The sequence below is a fragment of the Microbacterium istanbulense genome (assembly GCF_037204145.1).
Classification (GTDB): Bacteria; Actinomycetota; Actinomycetes; order Actinomycetales; family Microbacteriaceae; genus Microbacterium; species Microbacterium istanbulense.
Map to the genome: position 1 here is coordinate 44,622 of NZ_JBBDGN010000007.1, position 19,659 is coordinate 64,280.

Consider the following 19,659-nt stretch of genomic DNA (forward strand, 5'->3'; position numbering starts at 1 on the left):
ACCCCCTGCCCTTGGATGGGGGAATGGATGCTACGACGATCGTTCTGCCTGCCACACCTGTGCCACCGCAACGTCCCGGTCTGCCGGTGCTCGCGGCCGTCGTTCCCGTGATCGCCGGCATCGTGCTCTGGCTGATCACCGGGTCGCTGTTCACGCTGTGCTTCGCGGCGCTCGGACCTCTCATGCTCGTCGCGTCCTTCTTCGACGGAATGCGTTCGCGACGCCGAGAGCAGCGCCGCCGCGTGACGGATGCCGACGATGCCTGGGAACGGGCAGAGGCCGAGCGGCGGCGCTTGCACGACGAAGAGCATGCCGCACTCTGGCGGCGCCATCCCGACGTGGCCGCGTGTCTCGCTGAGCCACCCCTGCGCGGCCATGACAGCGTCGATCGGACGACGAGCATCGTGGTCGCGCGGGGGGATCGTCCCAGCCGCATCCGGGCGAGCGGGGGTGACGACGAGCGGGCCCGGGCGTTCCGCGACCGCACCGCCACACTGCCGGACGCCCCGATCGCGGTGCCGCTGGGTGGCGGCGTGTGCGTGCGCGGTGAGGGACCCGTGCCTGCTGCGATCGCGCGGGCACTGATCGCCCAGCTGTGCCTGCGGTTCGGGCCGACCCAGCTCAGCCTCGGCGGCGAGCTGGAGACCGTGGGCGTCGCGGGATTCCCGCACGTCGCAAGACGCCGGGCGGGGTTTCAGCTCGGCGTCGTGTCCGGCGCGGCGTGCGACGAGCGGGCCGACGCGAAGATCTGCCTGTGCGCTCCCGGTGCCGAGCCTCCGGACGGCGTCACCACCGTGATCGATGCCGCGGACGGTGTCCGGGCTCGCGTGCGCACACCTGACGGGGTCACCGAGGCCACCGTGGAGGCTCTCTCCCTGCGGCAGACGGCGTTGATCGCATCCGACTGCGGGCAGCGGAGCGCAGGGGAGTCGTTCGTTCCCGACGCCGTGGCCCTGGCCGCGCTTTCTCCCGCACCCCGGGCAGGGGGCCTGCCCGCCATGGTGGGCAGAGGTGAGAGGGGCGACGTGCTGCTCGATCTCGTTGAGGACGGCCCGCACGCGATCGTGACCGGCATGACGGGCACGGGCAAGAGCGAGCTGCTCACCACCTGGGTGACGGCGATGGCAGCCGCCCGCACGCCCGCCGAGGTCGGCTTCGTGCTCGTCGACTTCAAGGGCGGCACCGCCTTCGATCCGTTGCGCTCCCTACCGCACGTGCTCGCCGTCGCCACCGACCTCGATGCTGACGGAGCCCGCCGCGGCGTGACCAGCCTCACCGCGGAACTGCGTCGGAGAGAGGCCGCCCTCGCAGCAGCCGGCGTCCGTGACGTGCGCGATTGCGCAGAGCTCGGCCGGCTGGTGATCGTCGTCGACGAGTTCGCGGCTCTGCTGCAGGAGCACCCCGACCTCGGCTCGGTGTTCACTGATGTCGCAGCACGGGGCCGGGCGCTCGGAATGCACCTCGTGCTGGGCACCCAGCGGGCCAGTGGTGTGATCAGAGACGCGTTGGCGGCCAACTGTCCGCTGCGGATCAGCCTGCGTGTGTCCGACCCGGCCGACAGTCGCTTGGTGATCGGCTCGGATGCGGCCTCCGAGCTTGCCGGTGGGCCGGAGAGCAGAGGCCTCGCCTTCATGCGGCGCCCCGGGGACACGGAGGCGCTGCCGGTGCGTGTCGCGCTGACCGCAGAGACCGACCTGCGATCGATCGCCGAGCGCAGCGCGCACGTGGCGGCCCCGCCGAGTCCGTGGCTGCCCCCGCTGCCGAGGATGCTTCTGCTGCACGAGATTCCCGGCGCGGCGCCGGGGCTCACTCTGGGCTTGGGCGATGACCCGGCGCACCAGCGGCAGCAACCGGTGAGGTTGGCACCCGCGCGCGGGCTCGCGGTGCTCGGGGGTCCGGCCGCGGGCAAGAGCGCGGTGATCCGCCTCCTCGCGTCGCAGGATCCCGGTGCCGTGGTGGTGCCCGCCGACCTGGAGGGAGCGTGGGATGCCGTCACCGAACTGTCCAGGGGTCGCCACGGGCTCGTCCTGTGCGATGATCTCGACCTGTTGCTCACCGGATTCCCACCGGAGTACGCGCAGGTGTTCACGTCACGATGGGAGGCGATCGCCCGCTCCGAGGGCGGGGCCGTGATCACCCTGTCCCGCGCGGCGGGCTCGCTCGGACGCTTGATCGACGCCCTCCCGCATCGGGCGTTGTTGCGGATGCCGAGCCGAATCGAGCACCTGGCCGCCGGCGGCGAGAGCTCTGACTACGAGCGCGACCGGCCGGCAGGACGAGCCCAGTTCGACGGCATGGAGATGCAGTTCTGTTGGACGGACGAGCCCGGCAGCGTCCGCCGGGCCTCGGCACCGCCGGTGTGGAGACCGCGCGCCGAGACCTCTGGTGTCATCACGCCCGCCGTCATCGACACGGTCGAACGGTTGCGTTCCACCCATCCTGAGCACAGGGTGGTCGAGATCGAGCAGGCGGCGGATGCCGCCGGACCGCGTATCATCGTGGCCGACCCTGAGCAGTGGCGATCCCAGTGGACGCTCACGCAGCTCGTGCGCACCTCCGGCGAAATGGTCGTCGCCGCCGAGTGCGCCGGCGAACTGCGTCAGCTCGCCGGCGTGCGTGATCTGCCGCCCTACGCCCACCAGCATGCCGGACGTGGCTGGGTAACCGCGCAGGGTGCTCCGCCTCGGCGCGTACTCATCGCCGACCAGGACATCGGCTGGTGAGGGGCCGGTGACGGGCGAACCGGTGACCGGTCAGAGGGTGGGGGACACGCGGATCGCGCCCACGGGCTCACCGCCACCGAGCACCGTGAGGTCCAGGGCACCGGCGAGATCGGCGACCTCGGCATCCGTCAGCGCACCGGCGCGCGCGAGCAGCGTAGCCGCGACCAGGGTGGCCGCACGACCGTTGCCGTCAAGTGTCTTCAGGGCGACTGTGGCGCCGTTCGGTGCGGTCATGACCATGATCCCCTCGGCGCCGTGCTTGGCGAACACTCCCAGTCGCTCGATCGCGATCGTGTCCGGCTCGCCGGGGCCGGCGATCGTCCAGGGGTTCTCCCGCACTGCGCGCACGAGAGCGCCTGCGACCCGGTGCAGAGCAAACGGAGACCGGTCAGACGCCGTGCCGATGCGGTGGATGGCACGGGCGAGCCCTGTCAGCGTGATGGCATGCACGGGCGCGCCGCATCCGTCGATGGCCGTCATGGCGACCTTCTCGCCCGTCAGACGCTCGACCACCTCGCGGATGTGCACCTGCAGCGGGTGGGACAGGTCGAGATACCCCTCGGTCGGCCAGCCGGTGGCGACACAGGCGCGCAGCATGAGCGCATGCTTGCCGGAGCAGTTCATGCGGATGCGTGCCTTATCGGCGTGGTCGCGGATCAGCTCATGGCGCGTACGGGTGTCACCGGGCCATGCGGGAGGGCAGGCGAGGTCGTCTTCGGTCAGGCCCCCGGCGGCGAGCATCTCGCGCACCACCTCGGCGTGACGGTCGGTGCCGGAGTGGCTCGCGGTGCCCAGCGCCAGCTGCTCACCCTCGAGTGCCGCACCCGCGGTGACGCAGGCGACGGCCTGCAGCGGCTTCATGCTCGAGCGGGAGAGGATCACCGCATCGGCGTTGCCGTAGGTCGCGACCACCTCGCCGTCGGGCGAGAGGACGACGGCGGCACCCGCATGGCGGGATTCGACGAAGCCGCTCCGCTCCACGACCGCGAGTTCAACAGCATCCGCAACAGTGAGAGTCTCCAGCACCCCACCAGCCTATCGTCGGCCTCGGTGACGACCGGGCGCGCCCCCGAAGGGCGGCGTGCCACACTGGATCCATGACCCAGGGGCGCCCGCTCGGAGAGCACCACTACGCACTCACCTCGACCTGGACGGGCAATCTCGGCACCGGCACCAGTGGCTATCGCGACTATCGGCGCGACGTGACGATCGAGGTCGACGGCAAGCCCGCGCTCGCGGCCTCGTCCGACAAGCCGTTCCGCGGCGACCCGGAACGCTGGAACCCGGAGGACCTGCTCGTCGCGGCGCTCTCCGAATGTCACCTGCTGTCCTACCTGCACGCATGTGTCACCGCAGGCGTCGTCGTCACCTCCTACCGCGACGAGGCCACCGGCATCATGCGTGAGGACGGCCGCGGGAGCGGATCCTTCGCCGAGGTGACCCTGCACCCTCAGGTCACCGTCGCCGACGCCTCGATGATCGAGGCGGCGCAGCAGGCCCATCACCAGGCGCACGAGTGGTGCTTCATCGCGAACTCGGTGAACTTCCCCGTGCTCCACGAGGCCACCGTCACGGTCGGTTGAGGCTCAGCGCCGCTCGTGCGGCAACACCTGCTTGATCTTCTCGATCGGCCCCGCCGCCGGCGGTTCGTTGTACACGCCGGCGAGCTCTTGACCGGAGAGCGCGTGAATGGCGGCCATGATCTCGTCGGTTGCCTGGCGCCGCGCCCGCCCGCTGCTCGCCGGGCCGTGCGCGCTGAGGTCCAGGGCGGCTCCGAAGCGCACAGTGACGCGCTCCTTGACCGACGGCATCTTCGCGCCGACCGGCATCACGCGGTCCGTGCCGATCAGGCCCACCGGCACCACGGGGGCTCCGGTCTGCAGCGCGAGGAATGCGACGCCGGTGCGGCCCTTGTACAGCCGACCGTCGGTGGAGCGTGTGCCCTCCGGGTACAGGGCGACGGCGAGCCCCTCCTCGAGCAGCTGGCGCTGCAGATCCAACGCGTCCAGCGCCGCCTGGCCGCCTCCACGCTGCACGGGGATCGCGCCGACGGAGGTGAAGAACACGCGTGAGGCGGCACCGGAGAGTCCCGTGCCCTCGAAGTAGCTCGACTTCGCCAGGAAGTGCACAGGGCGGGGAGCTGCGACCGGGATCGCCATCGAGTCGATGAACGACAGGTGGTTGCTCGCGAAGATCACCGCACCCGAGCGCGGAACGTTTTCGCGTCCTTCGATGTGCGGACGGTACACCATGCGAGCCAACGGGGTCGCGACGGCGCGACCGAGGGCGTAGCGGATGCCGGCGCGGCGGGGAGAGGCGGTTTCGGGAGCCTCGGGAGCGGACGGCGTCGACTGCTCAGAAGTCATCAGAAAAGAATATCGCCGCGTCCATGCCGCGCTCGGCATGAGGCGACCCAGGCATCAGAGGCGATTCATTCAGCCCGGACAAAGCCGGATGCGCCAGGATGGACGCGTCTGTGTCCACGAACCCGAGGTGTCTCCGTGCGTCTGCGTCCCATCGCCCTCCTTTCCACCGTCGCCGTCGCCGGCGTGCTGCTCACCGCCTGCTCGGGTGAGGCCACCCCGGAGCAGACCCCGACCCCTACCGCCGACTCCACGTGCGTGCTCGACAAGCAGGCCGGCGCCGGCTCGGACGCGGTCACGGTTGACGGCAGCGGACTGGATGCGAAGATCACCGTTCCCGAGGGCACGGAGTTCGCCGACGTCGAGCGCACGGTGGTCGTGGAGGGCGACGGCGAGGACGTCGTCCCCGGCGACCTCATCTCGGTGCGTTATCAGCTGGTCGACGCCACCACGGGCGAGGTCATGGGCACCTCGGAGCGCGGTGCCGACGGCGTGCTCCCCGTTCTGCTCAACCCCAACCAGCAGCCGCAGCTGAGCGACTTCACCCAGTCGTCGATCTTCCTGGTGGCGACGGAGTGCGAGCCGATCGGCTCGGAGATCGTCCTCACCCTGCCGGGCTCCACGCTCGGCGAAGGGGCGAACGACGTCGTGCTGTACGTGCAGACTCTCGAGGAACTGCCCACGGTCGCCACGGGCGAGGAGCAGCAGGCGGTTGACGGCGTGGCGACGGTCACGCTCGACGAGTCCGGGGCACCCACGATCACCATCCCCGAGGGGGACGCGCCGGCCGAGACCGTCGTCGAGACGCTCAAGAAGGGCGACGGTCCCGTCGTCGCCGAGGGCGACCTGGTCACCGTGCAGTACCGCGGCGTGAAGTGGAGCAACGGCGAAGAGTTCGACGCGACGTGGACGAACGCCGCGTTCCCGGCTCAGTTCCCCACCACCGGTGTCGTTACCGGCTTCAAGAAGGGTCTGGAGGGCCAGACCGTCGGGTCGCAGGTGCTCATCGAGATCCCTCCGGCCGACGGGTACGGTGCGAGCGAGGGCCACGAGCTGGCCGAGGAGACGCTCGTCTTCGTGGTCGATATCCTCGGCACCACTCCGGCCGAGCAGTGATGAGCGCTGCCGCCAGCGCATAGGCTGGCGGCATGCGTCGCATCATCGTTCTCGGCTCCACCGGCTCCATCGGCACCCAGGCGCTGGAGGTCATCAAGGCCAACCCGCGCCGATTCGAGCTCGTGGGGCTGGCCGCAGGCAGCAACGCGGAGATGCTCGCCGAGCAGGCCGCCGAGTTCCATGTCGAGGACACCGCCCTCGGTGCCGCCGAGGCGGAACAGCTGGTGCGCGACGTCGAGGCTGACGTCGTGCTCAATGCCATCACCGGCTCGATCGGACTCGGTTCGACCCTGGCCGCGCTCGATGCCGGGCGAACGCTGGCGCTCGCCAACAAGGAGTCGCTGATCGTCGGCGGTGAACTCGTGCTCGCGGCCGCCGCACCCGACCAGATCGTTCCGGTCGACTCCGAGCACTCCGCGATCGCCCAGGCGCTCCGCTCGGGCGGCCCCGGTGAGGTCCGACGCCTCGTCGTGACCGCATCCGGCGGACCCTTCCGCGGCCGCACCAGGGCAGAGCTCGCCGATGTGACCCCGGCTCAGGCGCTCGCGCATCCGACGTGGGACATGGGTCGCGTGGTGACGACGAACTCCGCGACGCTCGTGAACAAGGGGCTCGAAGTGATCGAAGCGCATCTGCTGTTCGGTGTCACGTACGACGACATCGAGGTGGTCGTGCACCCGCAGTCGATCGTGCACTCGATGGTGGAGTTCGTCGACGGGTCGACGATCGCGCAGGCCTCACCGCCGGACATGCGCCTGCCCATCTCGCTCGGCCTGGACTGGCCGAACCGGGTGGGTGGCGTGGGCCGTCCGCTGGACTGGCGCACGGCGTCGAGCTGGACGTTCGAACCGCTCGACGATGAGGCGTTCCCCGCCGTGACGTTGGCCAAGGCTGTCGGGCGCGCCGGGTCGACATTCCCCGCCGTGTACAACGCCGCCAACGAGCAGGCCGTCGACGCCTTCCATGAGGGACGGCTGCCGTTCCTGGGCATCGTCGACACGATTCAGGCCGTGATCGACGCGCACGAGCCGCCGGAGCAGCTGACCGTGGAATCGCTCGCCGAGGCCGAGCAGTGGGCTCGCAGGACCGCCGACGAGCGGATCGCCGCGTCGGCCTGATCCGGCCCTGCGCCTGATCCGGCGGGGTCAGTCCTCGTCGGGGTACGGCACCGGCCAGCGGGAGTCCGGTACCGGCCAGCCGGCGGCGCGCAGTGCGCGACGGGCGAGTTCGCGAGCCGAGTAGGGCGTGCGGACGCCGCGGATGTCGCGGTAGTCCTGGTGTCCGGGCCCTGCCCACAGGATCGCGTCGCCGTCGCCGACGAGTCCCACCGCGGCGACGATCGCCGCCTCCGGCGGGGAGTACTCGTGGATGTCGGCATCCGGCCGCACCTCACGCGCGGCGGCCACCAGCGTGGCGCGGATCGACGCCGGGTCCTCGAATCGGGGGTGGTGGTCGGTGACCACCAGCACGTCGCTGCCCTCGACGGCGGTGCGCGCCATGTCGTAGCGCTTGGTCGCGTCGCGGTCGCCATCGGCGCCGAACAGCATGAGCACGCGGCCGGGCGTGACCCGTCGCACGGCGGCGAGCGTCTTCTCGAACGCGTCGGGGGAGTGGCCGAAGTCGACGTAGACCGCGGGGCCCCGCTCACCCGAGATGAACTCGGTGCGCCCGGGAAGGTACGCGTGGATCTGGCCGTCGCGCTCGAGCACCGAGGTGATGCGCTCCCACGAGTAGCCGCCCTCGAGCATCATCACGATCGCCAGACCCGCGTTCGCGGCCATGTGCGGACCGATCACCGGGACCAGGGTGGTGAGCGTGCCGGCCGGCCCGCTGAGCGTGAACACCGTTCCCGCCGGGCGTTCCTCGTCGATCGTGACGATCCAGTCGGCGGCAGCCGCAGCATCCGGATCGGCGGCGATCGCCGGGGTGCCGACCGTGACTACGGGGATCTCGGCGGCAGCGACCACGCGAGCGCCGGAGGGGGAGTCGAGGTTCACCACGCCGCGACGGGCGCGGTCGGGGCGGAACAGCGGCAGCTTCGCCTCGAAGTACTCCTCCATGTCGGCGTAGTCATCGAGGTGATCGTGCGACAGGTTGGTGAAACCGGCGACGTCGAAGACGATGCCGTCGACGCGGTGGCGGGAGAGCGCCTGGGCGCTGACCTCCACGGCCACGGCCTCGACGTGACGCTCGCGCATGAGGGCGAGGAGGGCGTGCATCTCGGATGCCTCGGGCGTGGTCAGACGTGACACGATCACCTGGCCGGCGATGTGGCGTTCGGCCGTCGACGACAGGCCGGTGACCACACCGAGCTGGTCGAGGATGCCCTCCAGCAGGTGCGAGACGCTGGTCTTTCCGTTGGTGCCCGTTGTGCCGAACAGCAGCGGCAGCGGGTCGCCCGCTCCGGTGCCGTAGACCCAGGCGCTCAGGTCGCCGAGCACGGCGCGGGGGTTGGCGACGACGATGATCGGCAGCCCGGCGGATGCCGCGATCTCGGCGCCCGCAGCGTCGGTGATCACCGCCACGGCACCCTTCTCGGCCGCCGACTGGGCGAATTCCGCACCGTGGCGGTTCACACCCTGGATCGCGACGAAGGCCTCACCGGCGCGAAGGTCGGCGGTGGCGAGGGTGATGCCACTCAGCTGCACGTCGGCGGTGTCCCCGCGGACTTCGGTGGCGAAACGGGCGGCGAGCTCGGCCAGCGCGCGACGGGGTGGGTCGGCGGGGCGCAGCACGGGAGGAAGATGATCTGTCGTCATGGCTCAACCATGTTCTCACGCTGGCCGTGTACGCGACGGCAGGCCCAGGGCCCAACACGCGGGCGATTCACAAGGCCTGCCCAGTAGCGTTGACGGGTGGAAACCCTGCTCTACGTCCTCGGCATACTGATCATGCTCGTGGGACTCGGCCTGTCGATCGGCCTGCACGAGATCGGGCACCTGGTGCCGGCGAAACTGTTCGGCGTGCGTGTCGGTCAGTACATGATCGGTTTCGGGCCGCGCCTGTGGTCGAGGCGGTTCGGCGAGACCGAGTACGGGTTCAAGGCGCTGCCGCTGGGCGGCTTCATCTCGATGTCCGGCATGTACCCGCCCTCGAAGGAGACCGGAGCGGCCAAGGGGGTGTTCCGCACCCTCGTGCAGGACGCCCGATCGGCCAATGACGAGACGATCGCCGACGGTGAGGAGGCGCGCTCGTTCTACCGGCTCCCGGTGTGGAAGCGCGTGATCGTCATGCTTGGTGGCCCGGTGATGAACCTGCTGCTCGGCATCCTCATCTTCACGATCCTCGCGTCCGGGATCGGACTCTCGCAGGGCACCACGACGATCGCTTCGGTGAGCGAGTGCGTGTTGCCTGCCGGCTCCACGCAGACGGAGTGCACGGCAGATGACCCCGCGGCGCCCGCCGCCGAGGCCGGCATCCTGCCCGGCGACGTGCTGGTGAGCATCGATGGGGTGCCTATCGAGACGTTCGCGGACGCCTCGGCCATCATCCGCGACTCACCGGATGAGACGCTCTCGGTGGTCGTCGACCGAGACGGGGAGCAGCAGACGCTGCAGCTCACACCCGTCGCCGCCGAACGGCAAGTGGTCGATGCCGCGGGAGCCCCTCAGTTCGATGAGGACGGTGAGCCGATCACGCAGGAGGTCGGCTACGCCGGTTTCGGCGCGCAGGTCGCCTTTGTGCAGCAGCCGATCGGCACCGGCACGGAGATGGCCTTCCAGCAGGCGGGTGCGGTCGCCTCGATGATCGTCACACTGCCCGTGCGTCTGTGGGATGTCGGGGTGGCCCTGTTCACCGATGCGGAGCGCGATCCCAACGGCCCGCTCAGCGTCGTCGGGGTCGGGCGTCTTGCCGGCGAGGTTGCCGCGACGGATGCCCCTGTGCTCAACCGCATGGTGGTGCTGTTGAACCTGCTCGGCGCGCTCAACATCGCGCTGTTCGTGTTCAACATGATCCCGCTGCTGCCGCTGGACGGCGGACACATCGTCGTGGCGCTGTGGGACGGCGTCCGCCGCGCCTGGGCCAGACTGCGCGGCAAGCCCGCGCCCGCCCCGGTCGATGCCACCCGGCTCGTGCCGTTGACGGTGGTGGTCGCGGTGGTGCTCATTGCGATGGGCGCGCTGCTGCTCATCGCGGACCTCTTCGATCCCGTCTCGCTGTTCGGCTGAGCCCTCGGGGCGCGGCCGTGCGAGAGCGTGTCGTCAGGACAGTGCGTGGCCGGCCAGGCGCTCGAGCGTGCGGATGCCGTCGCGCGACAGGATCGACTCCAGGTGCCCCTGCACGCTCGCGAAGCGCTCGCCGCGGAGGGCGTACACGTCGCCGGTGTCCGGGTCGGCCGAGACCTCTGCCGGTCCGACGGTCGTCGTTCCCGGGGCGACGCGCGCGGTGAACGTGTTGTAGAACCCGACGGAGGCGTCCTCCTCGAAGACAGGCACGGTCTTCTGCACGCCCTGGTGCGGGGCATCCAGGGGCGCGAGCTCGATGCCCAGGCTGTCGGCGAGGATCTGATGGCTCAGGCACACGGCGAGCAGGGGAGCGTCGGCGTCGCGCCGGCGCGCGACGACCTCCCGCATGCGGGCGATGCGCGGCGACGCATCATCGCGCGGGTCGCCGGGGCCGGGACCGGCGACGACGAGGTCTGCCGCGTCGATGTCGGCATCCTGCACCTGTTCCCACGGCGCGATCGTGACCTGCAGCCCGAGATGGCCGAGCTGGTGGCCGAGCATGGTGGTGAAGCGGTCTTCGGCATCCACCACGAGGGCCGTGCGACCCGCGAACGGTCCGGAACGGTCCTCGCCCTGCGGGTTCATCCAGAACTCGGCCAGCCGTTCGTTGCGGGAGGCGAGCAGGGCGGCGACGTCGGCGTCGTCGGCTAGGGCTCGACGAGGCGCCGGAGCATCGTCATCGACCGCCTCGGCGGCATGGTCGCGCTCGATCGCGCCGATCGCCCCGAGCACACCGGCAGCTTTGCCATGTGTCTCGCTGACCTCGCCCTGCGGGTCGGAGTGCCGCACCAGCGTCGCGCCCACGGGCACACGCAGCCGGCCGCCGTCGAGGTACACGGTGCGGATGAGGATGGGGGCGTCGAGGTCGTGACCGCCCTGGTCATTCGGCGTGAACAGCGCAGCGACGCCCGAGTAGTAGCCGCGCGGGACGCGTTCGTGTCGGCGGATCACGGCGCACGCGTTCTGCATGGGTGAGCCGGTGACGGTGGGGGCGAACATGGTCTCGCGCAGGATGTCGCGCGGATCGAGCCGGCTGCTGCCGCGCAGCATGTACTCGGTGTGCGTCAGGCGCGACATCTCCTTCAGATGCGGGCCGGTGATCCGGCCGCCGTCCGAGCAGACCGCCGACATCATCTTGAGCTCTTCGTCGACCACCATGAACAGCTCCTCGGTTTCCTTGGTGGAGGAGAGGAACTCAGTCAGCGTCTCTTTCGTGGCGCCGCCGGCGGGGTGGCGGAACGTCCCAGAGATCGGGTTCATGGTGACGACGCCGTCCCGGGCGACGACATGCGCCTCGGGGCTGGCGCCGACGGCGATGTGGCCGGGGGTGATCACCGCGAACGTCCAGTACGCACCGCGCTCGTGCTCCAGCAGTGCGCGGAACCAGGTGAGTGCTGCCGTGCGGTCGTCGGCGTCGTACCCGGCGGTGTAGTCGCGGCGGATGACGAAGTTGGCGCCTTCGCCCTGACCGATTTCATCGGCGATGACGCGTTCGACGATCGCGGCGTACGCGTCGTCGGAGACGTCGAAGCCGCCGTCGCGCAGGGGGATGGGCGTGTTCGGCAGTTCGGCGATGAGGGCGGATGCCGGCAGGTGGTGGTGCTCGTCGACGAGCAGGCACCGCAGCGGTGTGTCGTCCTCACGCGCCTCGAAGCCCCGCTCGCGCACTTGGCGATAGGGGACGAGGGCGAAGATCTCGCGGGCATCCGCACCGGTGCCGAGCGGGATGTCGGCGAGCAGGTCGACGTCGATGACCTCGCCGGTCAGGAGCTCGACGGTGTCGGCGCCGTCGCGGGCGATCAACACGAAGGATGCTGACGGGTCGGCGGTCAGGTCGGCCAGCTGGGACATCGGTTCTCCTGTGCAGGGGCATCAGGGCGGCCAAACAGAAAGACCGCCCTGGGGGCGGTCTGGTTCTGTGTAATCGCGAACGCACCGCCTAGAAGGCGGGCCACCAGGTGCGGTTCACGAGCATGGGCTGAAACTACCACAGTGCGCGGGGGCGAACGGCGGCATGACGGCGCGGGACGGTGCCGCATCCAGCCGTCGTGCATTCCCGCGAAGTAGGCTGTGCGTGTGCCAGCAGTGAATCTTGGGATGCCGAAGATCCCCGAAGTCCTCGCCCCGCGTCGCAAGTCCCGTCAGATCAAGGTGGGCAAGGTGCTCGTCGGTGGTGACGCCCCCGTGAGCGTCCAGTCGATGACGACCACCAAGACCACCGACATCAACGGCACTCTCCAGCAGATCGCCGAGTTGACGGCATCCGGCTGTGAGATCGTGCGCGTCGCCGTGCCGTCGCAGGATGACGCCGACGTGCTGCACATCATCGCGGCGAAGAGCCAGATCCCGGTGATCGCCGACATCCACTTCCAGCCCAAGTACGTCTTCCAGGCGATCGACGCGGGCTGTGCCGCGGTGCGGGTCAACCCCGGCAACATCCGCAAGTTCGACGACCAGGTGGGCGCGATCGCCAAGGCCGCACAGGCCGCCGGCGTGTCGCTGCGGATCGGCGTCAACGCGGGATCGCTGGATCGTCGTCTGCTCGAGAAGTACGGCAAGGCCACCCCGGAGGCGCTCGTGGAGAGCGCGGTCTGGGAGGCGTCGCTGTTCGAGGAGCATGATTTCCATGACTTCAAGATCTCGGTCAAGCACAACGACCCGGTCGTGATGGTCAAGGCGTACCGCCAGCTGGCCGAGCGGGGCGACTGGCCGCTCCACCTCGGCGTGACCGAGGCAGGGCCCGCGTTCCAGGGCACCATCAAGAGCGCGACGGCGTTCGGCATCCTGCTCGGCGAAGGTATCGGCGACACGATCCGCGTTTCGCTGTCGGCTCCGCCGGCCGAAGAGGTGAAGGTGGGGCACCAGATCCTGCAGTCGCTGAACCTGCGTGAGCGCAAGCTGGAGATCGTCTCGTGCCCGTCATGCGGTCGCGCACAGGTCGACGTCTACACGCTCGCCGAGAACGTCACCGAAGGACTCAAGGACATGACCGTGCCGCTGCGCGTAGCGGTGATGGGCTGTGTCGTGAACGGTCCCGGTGAGGCGCGCGAGGCCGACCTGGGCGTCGCCTCCGGCAACGGCAAGGGACAGATCTTCGTCAAGGGCGAGGTGATCAAGACGGTGCCCGAGGCGGACATCGTCGCCACGCTCATCGAAGAGGCGAACCGCATCGCCGACGAGATGGGGCCCGACGCTCCGCTCGGCACGGCGCAGGTCGTCACGGCCTGAGCAGTTGTGGCGGGTTCGCCCCCGTCATCCGCTCGTCACGATCCGATCAAGGAGCCGACATGTCTGATGTTTCCCTGCCCACTCCCGTCCAGGCGATGGTCGATGCGATCAATGCCGCTGACACGGAGGCGTTCGTCGCGGCGTTCACGCCCGACGGTTTCGTCAGCGACTGGGGCAACGTCAAGGCTGGCCCTGCCGGGGTGCGGGCCTGGGCTGGCAGTGACGCGATCGGCGCCGGCGCAAGGATGACGGTGCTGTCTGCGGAGACGTCGGGCGACACGACGCGCATCCGTTTCGGCTGGAGCAGCCGCGTCTTCAACGGCGAGTCCGACGGCATCTTCGTCGTGCGCGACGGCAAGCTCGCCAGCTTCACGATTCCGCCGAGCCACTGAGCATCGGCCGTTCCACACGTCGGTTCGTTCTCTCTGCGGAGGTTGTCCGTGCTGCCCACCCTGGTGTCCTTCCCCGATGGTGCGTTGACCGGTCACGGGGAGGTGCTGATCGTCGACGCCGACACGTCGGTCGTGGTGGTCGATGCCACGCCGTTCCATCCGGTCGACCACACCTGGCCCGACCAGCCGGGCGACGCCGGCACGATCCGGGTGGGTGGGGTCACGCTCGACGTCGCCGAAGCAGTCATGGCCGCCGTCAGCGATGAGGGCGTGTTCGCCGTCGGCGCGGAGATTCCGGTGAAGCGTGGGGCCGAGGGGTGGACGTGGCTGGTCGGCCATCGGCTGGCATCAGAGCCGGGGGAGGAGGTGGCTGTGGGCGCCCTGGCGACGCTTGAGGTGGATACGGATCGTCGCGCTGGCCTCAGCCGTGGCCACACGGCCTGCCATCTGGCGTCCCTGGCGCTGGATCTGGCGGTGGCGGATCTGTGGCGGAAGGATCCCGGCACGGATGCGCTGGGCAACCCGGATTTCGAGGGTCGCGCGAACCAGACGAGTCGGATTCATGCGAATGGCAGCGTCGACGAGTACCGACTGGGCAAGAGCCTGCGTAAGGCCGGCTTCGACACCGAGGGGTTCGCGGCATCACTGTCGGAGCGGGAAGCGGCGGTCAATGCGACGCTGGCGCAGTGGGTCGCGGACGGCGCGGCGAGTCGTGTCATGGTCGAGGGGCCGTCGATCGTCGATCGTCGTCGCTGGGAGTGCGACCTGCCGGAAGGCACCGCGTCGATCCTCTGCGGCGGGACGCATGTGGCGTCGCTGGGGGAGTTCTCGTCGGTCTCGGTGTCGCTGGATCTGTCCGACCCGCAGCTGCTCGTGATGACGACCACTGCGGTGCCCGCGGCCTGACGCCGCCCACGCGGTGTCTGCGGCCTGACGCGCACGCGGTGCCTTCGGCCTGACCCCCGCGGTGGCGTCCGCGCCTTACGCCACCGGCCGGAAGCGTCTCGGCGTTCGTGCCTTACGCCACCGTGCGGAAGCGTTTCGGCCTTCGTGCCTTACGCCACCGTGCGGAAGCGTTTCGGTGGCGGCTCGACGCCCCAGAGATAACGACGTGCGAGCCGTTGCGGCAGCGGCACGGGATCTCGGCCACCCGGCGGATGAAGCAGGAACTCCTCCGCATCGCCGTCTGCCGTGGTGATGCGCCATCCGCCGTTGTGCAGGGTCATGTGGTGGTAGCGGCAGAGCAGCACACCGCGGTCGATGTCGGTGCGACCATGGTCCGCGACCCATTCGTCGATGTGGTGTGCCTCGCAGTACGACGCAGGGCGATCGCAGCCGCGCCAGACGCAGCCGCCGTCGCGGACCGCCAGCGCGACCCGCTGGCGCGGCGTGAAAAGCCGCTGCTCCCGGCCTACATCCAGTGGTCGCCCGCTCGCATCCACCGTCACCGGCACGCGTCCCGCGTCGCAGGAGTGGGTCGCGACAAGCCAACTGGGCATTGACGATCCGTCATCTTCGAGTATCGGCACGGGCGGCGCCGCCTCGCCGGTGCGTGGCGCGACGTGGACGATGCGGATCCCGGCCTGACGTGTGCCGAACACATCGGTGGCGTCGGCGAGGGCCCCGGCCCGCAACACGTCGAGCAGCAGGTCATATGCCAGCTGGTCGTTGCTCCGCGGATCAGCGGTCAGCTCGTCCGCACCCGCGCGTTCGTCGGCGTCGACGAAACGGGGGCCGCCGCGTCGCGGTCGAAGTGCGGCGTCGACGATCGCGCGCACCCAGGCGAAACCCTCGTCTTCGAAGGTGAAATGGCCGTGGTAGATGCCGTCTGCGTCGGTGTAGGTCCGGAATGACCGCCCGAGGTGACGTGCTTCGAAACGGGCGTGCGCTCCCTCTGGATCCAGCTGATCGCGCACTGTGCGTGCCGTGCGGATGAGTTCTTCGACCGTGCGCGCCGCCGCTTCGGAGATGAGCTGTTCGGCGGCGAGGGCCCATGCGGCGTGTGCGGCGGCGGTGGCATCCGCATTGTCGTCGCGCTCGGGTGGCGTGCCGAGTCCGCGCCGGATCGCGTCGTGCTGGGCAGACGTGAGCGCTCCGGTGAACACGGCGCGTGACAGGCAGGCGTGCCAGGGAGGTCGGGACGGGTCAGTTGTCGTCTGCTGGGAGCCAGGCGGTTCGTCGGATTCTGCCTGCGGCGCGGCGGCGGTCGCCTCATGCTCGAGAAGTGACTCACCGACGCGCACGTGCTTTGCGGCCTCGGCTCGGGTCGTTCCGGTGAGTTCCTGCACGAAAGACACGGCATTGCGGTGCCCGCGCGATTGCGCAACGCCGGTCACTCCAGCGCTGCGCTCCGATCGCCGTGCGATCACCGCCGCGCCGACTGCGCACAACTGGTCAGCAAAAGCGGCCAGTTCGCCGCTGAGGCTCATCAGTTCGACTGTCGACGCGTCGTCGAGCGCCTCGACGCTGTGTGGCAGTTCGGACGCACACGCGACGTCACCGACGAGGGCGCGCAGTGACGCGATCCTCGAGGTGATGTCGCTGAAGTAGTCCATACCTCGACACTGTCATTAACCTCCGACATTCGAAGATAAGGACGAATGACTATCGCACCATGCCGTCCTGCATCCGTCCGCCGCATGCATCGAGTTCGGCAGCCACGCGCTCGGCGAATCCGGCGTGGTCTCCTGCCAACAACGGCGCGCTCAGCGCCGCTGCGCGGGTGGCGTCGAAAGCCGCGAGCCGCCGCGGCAGCCACTTGCCTGAGCCGATCCACTCGCCGCCGCTGAGCAGGATCAGTTCGGCGATCCGCTCATACAGGAGCCCCTCGAGCACGCGTATCTCGATCGGCGATGTCGAGTCCTGCAGGTCATCCAGCAGGTCGGTGATGACGTATCGGCGGAACGCGAGCTCGGCGTCGTCGATGCGCGGGCCCAGATCGAGCGAGGTGCGCCACCGTGCCCGCAACGTCGCGAGGCTACCGTCGTCACGGATCGGGATGCCGTCGATCAGCATCCGCACGATCACCGGTCGGTGTCTCGCCAGATCCCGTTCCGCCCATTCCGCGAAGCCCGCGGGCGTGTACGCGAAGATCTCGAAGACCTCGCCGGCGTACGCACGCGTCGTCGCCATTGCCGTCCGTGACCTTTCCTGTTCGAACAGGTCCTCGCCGATCAGCAGCAGATCGATATCGCTGGTGGCGGTTCTCTCCCGGCGCGCGGTGCTCCCGGCCAGCACGGCGATCGCCGCCCTCGGAAACTGCGCTTCGATGAACTGCTCAGCGAAGGTCAGAAAGTTCACCAGACAACCGTAACCAGCGATTGACCACGTCACGCAGGAACGGAGAACTCCACCTCGCCCGTCGCGATCGTCGCCCCTACGACGGTCAGCCGCACGACATCACCCGGCGCGGACTCCGGCGGCACCGGCGCCGTCGCCGTCACCGCGGGGTCGGCGAGCTGCACCACGGCGCGGTCGTCGCGCAGCTCGATCACGGTGGCCTCCACCTGTGAGCCGACCCGCGGCACCAGCAGCGCTGCCTCCACGCGGTTGATCGTTGCGGCATCCAGTGCCGAGGCCCGCTGCGCGGATGCCTGCATCAGCCCGGGCAGTTCAGGCAGCGACTCACGTGCCCACCGGGGCACCTCCTCGCCCCGCGAGATCGCCAGGCAGATCACCAGTGCCCACCGGTCGACCAGGCGGCGCAGGGGAGCGGTCGCGTGCGCGTATGGAACGGCGATCGCTGCCTGCTCCGTCTCCGCAGGAACCTCACCGTCAAACACCGCGTACCCCGCACCACGGAACAGGGCGGACGCCGCCTCGAGCACAGGGAGCGTCATCGGATCATCACGATCCAGACCGCGCAGGTAGTCGCCGTAGCGTCCTATCGTCCACGGCCTGCCCAGCGCCTCCGTCTGACGCCGGAAAGCGGCGAACGCCTTCTCATCCGGCTGTGGCATGGTGCGGAGCACACCGACCTTCGCACCGAGCATCAGCTCGGCGGCGGCCATACCGGTCATCAACGACAGCTGTGCGTTCCAGTCTTCGACAGGCAACGGATGCCGCCGCTCGATGTCGTAGCTGCCATCCTCGCGCTGCACGACCTCCTCATCGGGCAGATTCAGGCTGGCACCCCCGCGCAACCGCTCCTGCTCGATGCGCAACCCTCCGATCACCGGCAGCAGTGAGAGTGCCCCCTCCTCGCCGCGATCGATCGCCGCCTGTGCTGTGGCGTAATCCAGCTGAGCCCTGGAGCGGACCAACGCCCGCTCCAGACGGAACGCCGTCACCGCGCCTGCGGCATCCAGCGCGAAGGTCCACACCAGCGCCGGCCGATCGACGTCGGGCAGCAGCGACGCGCGATCCTCGGACAGCACCCGCGGATGCAGCGGAATGTTCCCGTCCGCGAGGTAAAGCGTCTGCCCGCGCTCGCGCGCCTCGGTGTCCACCGCTCCGCCCGGCTTCACGAATGACGGCACGTCGGCGATCGCGTAGCGCACCTCGAAACCGGCACCGTTGCGCGCCAGGTACAGCGCCTGGTCGAGATCGCGGGATCCTTCCGGGTCGAGCGTCACGAACGGCACCTCGCGCAGATCGAGTTCAGGCACAGGTGCCACAGCCGCCTCCGCCTCGCTGAGCGTCGCGGGCGAGAACTCCGTGGGCGCCTCGATGTCCGCGCGGAGAGCGGCGAGGGCGGCGGCGAGCTCGCTCTGCGTGGCGGACGGGGCGACATGCGATCGACGCTGAGGCATGCCCCCACCCTAGGCGCGAGCCACGACAGTGTCGGTGAGCCGGGTTAGCGTGGAACCATGACGAACGCAGAAAAGGCACGCACCCTGGTCGGACTCTACGAGGCGCCGGAGATCCTCCGGGTCGTCAACATCTGGGACGTCGTCTCGGCCACCGCCGTCGCGGCTCTGCCCGAGACCACCGCCATCGCGACTGCCGGGCATTCGATCGCCGCGACCTTCGGATACCCCGACGGACAGATCCCGCGCGAGATCATGCTCGACATGGTCGGGCGTATCGCCGCCGCCGTCGACCTGCCGGTCTCGGCCGACCTCGACGACGGCTACGGCGACGCCGGCGAGACGACGCGTCTGGCGATCGGCGTCGGCGTGGTCGGCGCGAACATCGAAGACCGCCTGAAGCCCCTCGCCGACTCGGTCGCTCAGGTCGAGGCCATCGTGCGCGCAGGTCAGGCCGAAGGCGTCGACTTCGCCCTCAACGCCCGCACGGACGCCATCGTGCGCGGGGGAGACAAGCCGCTCGCCGACAAGCTCGCCGACGCGATCGAACGCGGCCGTGCCTATCTCGACGCTGGCGCCACCTGCGTGTTCGTCCCCGGCATCCTCGATGCCGACGCCACCCGCACCCTCGTCGACGGCATCGGGCGCGGCAAGGTCAGCGTGATCGGCCTGCCCGGCGCGCTCACCTCGACCGAATATCAGGAGCTCGGTGTCGCGCGCATCTCTTACGGCCCGGTGCCGCAGCGGGTGACATTGACCCGCCTGCAGGATCTCGCCTCCGACCTCTACGCCGGCGGCGTCATCCCTGAGGGCACCCGCGCGCTCAACTGACGCGCGCCCGCGAGAGAGTGGACGGGTGACCG

The 19,659-nt window shown here is 69.7% G+C and carries 16 protein-coding genes; 9 read left to right on the forward strand and 7 right to left on the reverse strand.

The genetic code is table 11. The features are described 5' to 3' along the window. Positions 1-23: 23 nt before the first annotated feature. A complete protein-coding gene (locus WDU93_RS08625; protein WP_337319577.1) occupies positions 24-2,723 on the forward strand; it encodes an FtsK/SpoIIIE domain-containing protein in 2,700 nt (899 codons plus the stop codon). A 30-nt stretch (positions 2,724-2,753) separates the two neighbouring features. Here WDU93_RS08625 and WDU93_RS08630 read toward each other — a convergent pair whose 3' ends face one another. Then, positions 2,754-3,749, reverse strand: a complete 996-nt coding sequence (locus tag WDU93_RS08630) for an asparaginase (RefSeq protein ID WP_337319579.1) — start codon at positions 3,747-3,749, stop codon at positions 2,754-2,756. 71 nt (positions 3,750-3,820) lie between these two features. Between WDU93_RS08630 and WDU93_RS08635 the strand changes: the two genes are divergently transcribed. Beyond that, the gene (locus WDU93_RS08635; RefSeq protein WP_337319582.1) at positions 3,821-4,306 is read left to right on the forward strand and encodes an OsmC family protein; all 486 of its coding nucleotides are present in this window, start codon (positions 3,821-3,823) and stop codon (positions 4,304-4,306) included. A 3-nt stretch (positions 4,307-4,309) separates the two neighbouring features. Here the strand turns inward: WDU93_RS08635 and WDU93_RS08640 are convergent, their stop codons facing one another. Beyond that, positions 4,310-5,089, reverse strand: coding sequence for a lysophospholipid acyltransferase family protein (locus tag WDU93_RS08640; RefSeq protein ID WP_337319584.1), 780 nt, complete (start codon positions 5,087-5,089; stop codon positions 4,310-4,312). A gap of 135 nt (positions 5,090-5,224) precedes the next feature. On the opposite strand from WDU93_RS08640, the gene WDU93_RS08645 reads away from it, so the two are divergent. Together WDU93_RS08645 and dxr are read left to right on the forward strand one after the other, a co-directional pair. Next, positions 5,225-6,202 (forward strand): FKBP-type peptidyl-prolyl cis-trans isomerase, encoded by a 978-nt coding sequence (locus tag WDU93_RS08645; protein ID WP_337319586.1) that lies wholly within the window; start codon positions 5,225-5,227, stop codon positions 6,200-6,202. Between the two features lie 32 nt (positions 6,203-6,234). Then, positions 6,235-7,320, forward strand: coding sequence for a 1-deoxy-D-xylulose-5-phosphate reductoisomerase (gene dxr / locus WDU93_RS08650; protein WP_337319588.1), 1,086 nt, complete (start codon positions 6,235-6,237; stop codon positions 7,318-7,320). A 27-nt stretch (positions 7,321-7,347) separates the two neighbouring features. Here the strand turns inward: dxr and WDU93_RS08655 are convergent, their stop codons facing one another. After that, positions 7,348-8,961, reverse strand: coding sequence for a Mur ligase family protein (locus WDU93_RS08655; RefSeq protein WP_337319590.1), 1,614 nt, complete (start codon positions 8,959-8,961; stop codon positions 7,348-7,350). 96 nt (positions 8,962-9,057) lie between these two features. Here WDU93_RS08655 and WDU93_RS08660 point away from each other — a divergent pair, with 96 nt between their 5' ends. Beyond that, on the forward strand, positions 9,058-10,371 hold the full coding sequence (locus WDU93_RS08660) for a M50 family metallopeptidase (protein ID WP_337319592.1): 1,314 nt from the start codon (positions 9,058-9,060) through the stop codon (positions 10,369-10,371). A 33-nt stretch (positions 10,372-10,404) separates the two neighbouring features. Here WDU93_RS08660 and WDU93_RS08665 read toward each other — a convergent pair whose 3' ends face one another. Then, positions 10,405-12,279: a chorismate-binding protein gene (locus WDU93_RS08665; RefSeq protein WP_337319594.1), complete on the reverse strand. Its 1,875-nt coding sequence runs from the start codon at positions 12,277-12,279 to the stop codon at positions 10,405-10,407. A gap of 246 nt (positions 12,280-12,525) precedes the next feature. Between WDU93_RS08665 and ispG the strand changes: the two genes are divergently transcribed. The 3 genes from ispG to WDU93_RS08680 are packed head-to-tail and all read left to right on the forward strand — an operon-like array spanning position 12,526 to position 14,954. Beyond that, positions 12,526-13,656 (forward strand): flavodoxin-dependent (E)-4-hydroxy-3-methylbut-2-enyl-diphosphate synthase, encoded by a 1,131-nt coding sequence (ispG, locus tag WDU93_RS08670; RefSeq protein ID WP_337319843.1) that lies wholly within the window; start codon positions 12,526-12,528, stop codon positions 13,654-13,656. Positions 13,657-13,715: 59 nt separating this feature from the next. Next, on the forward strand, positions 13,716-14,048 hold the full coding sequence (locus tag WDU93_RS08675; RefSeq protein ID WP_337319596.1) for a nuclear transport factor 2 family protein: 333 nt from the start codon (positions 13,716-13,718) through the stop codon (positions 14,046-14,048). Positions 14,049-14,096: 48 nt separating this feature from the next. After that, positions 14,097-14,954 carry a hypothetical protein gene (locus tag WDU93_RS08680; RefSeq protein ID WP_337319598.1) on the forward strand — a complete coding sequence of 286 codons (858 nt, stop codon included), beginning with the start codon at positions 14,097-14,099 and terminating at the stop codon, positions 14,952-14,954. Positions 14,955-15,103: 149 nt separating this feature from the next. Here the strand turns inward: WDU93_RS08680 and WDU93_RS08685 are convergent, their stop codons facing one another. From WDU93_RS08685 to WDU93_RS08695, 3 genes are read right to left on the reverse strand one after another with little or no spacing between them, the layout of a single operon-like run. After that, a complete protein-coding gene (locus WDU93_RS08685) occupies positions 15,104-16,603 on the reverse strand; it encodes an HNH endonuclease signature motif containing protein (protein WP_337319600.1) in 1,500 nt (499 codons plus the stop codon). Positions 16,604-16,652: 49 nt separating this feature from the next. Continuing rightward, positions 16,653-17,348: a nucleotidyltransferase domain-containing protein gene (locus WDU93_RS08690; protein WP_337319602.1), complete on the reverse strand. Its 696-nt coding sequence runs from the start codon at positions 17,346-17,348 to the stop codon at positions 16,653-16,655. Positions 17,349-17,377: 29 nt separating this feature from the next. After that, positions 17,378-18,799, reverse strand: a complete 1,422-nt coding sequence (locus tag WDU93_RS08695; RefSeq protein WP_337319603.1) for an RNB domain-containing ribonuclease — start codon at positions 18,797-18,799, stop codon at positions 17,378-17,380. Between the two features lie 57 nt (positions 18,800-18,856). Here WDU93_RS08695 and WDU93_RS08700 point away from each other — a divergent pair, with 57 nt between their 5' ends. After that, positions 18,857-19,627 (forward strand): isocitrate lyase/PEP mutase family protein, encoded by a 771-nt coding sequence (locus tag WDU93_RS08700; RefSeq protein ID WP_337319605.1) that lies wholly within the window; start codon positions 18,857-18,859, stop codon positions 19,625-19,627. Positions 19,628-19,659 lie beyond the last annotated feature (32 nt).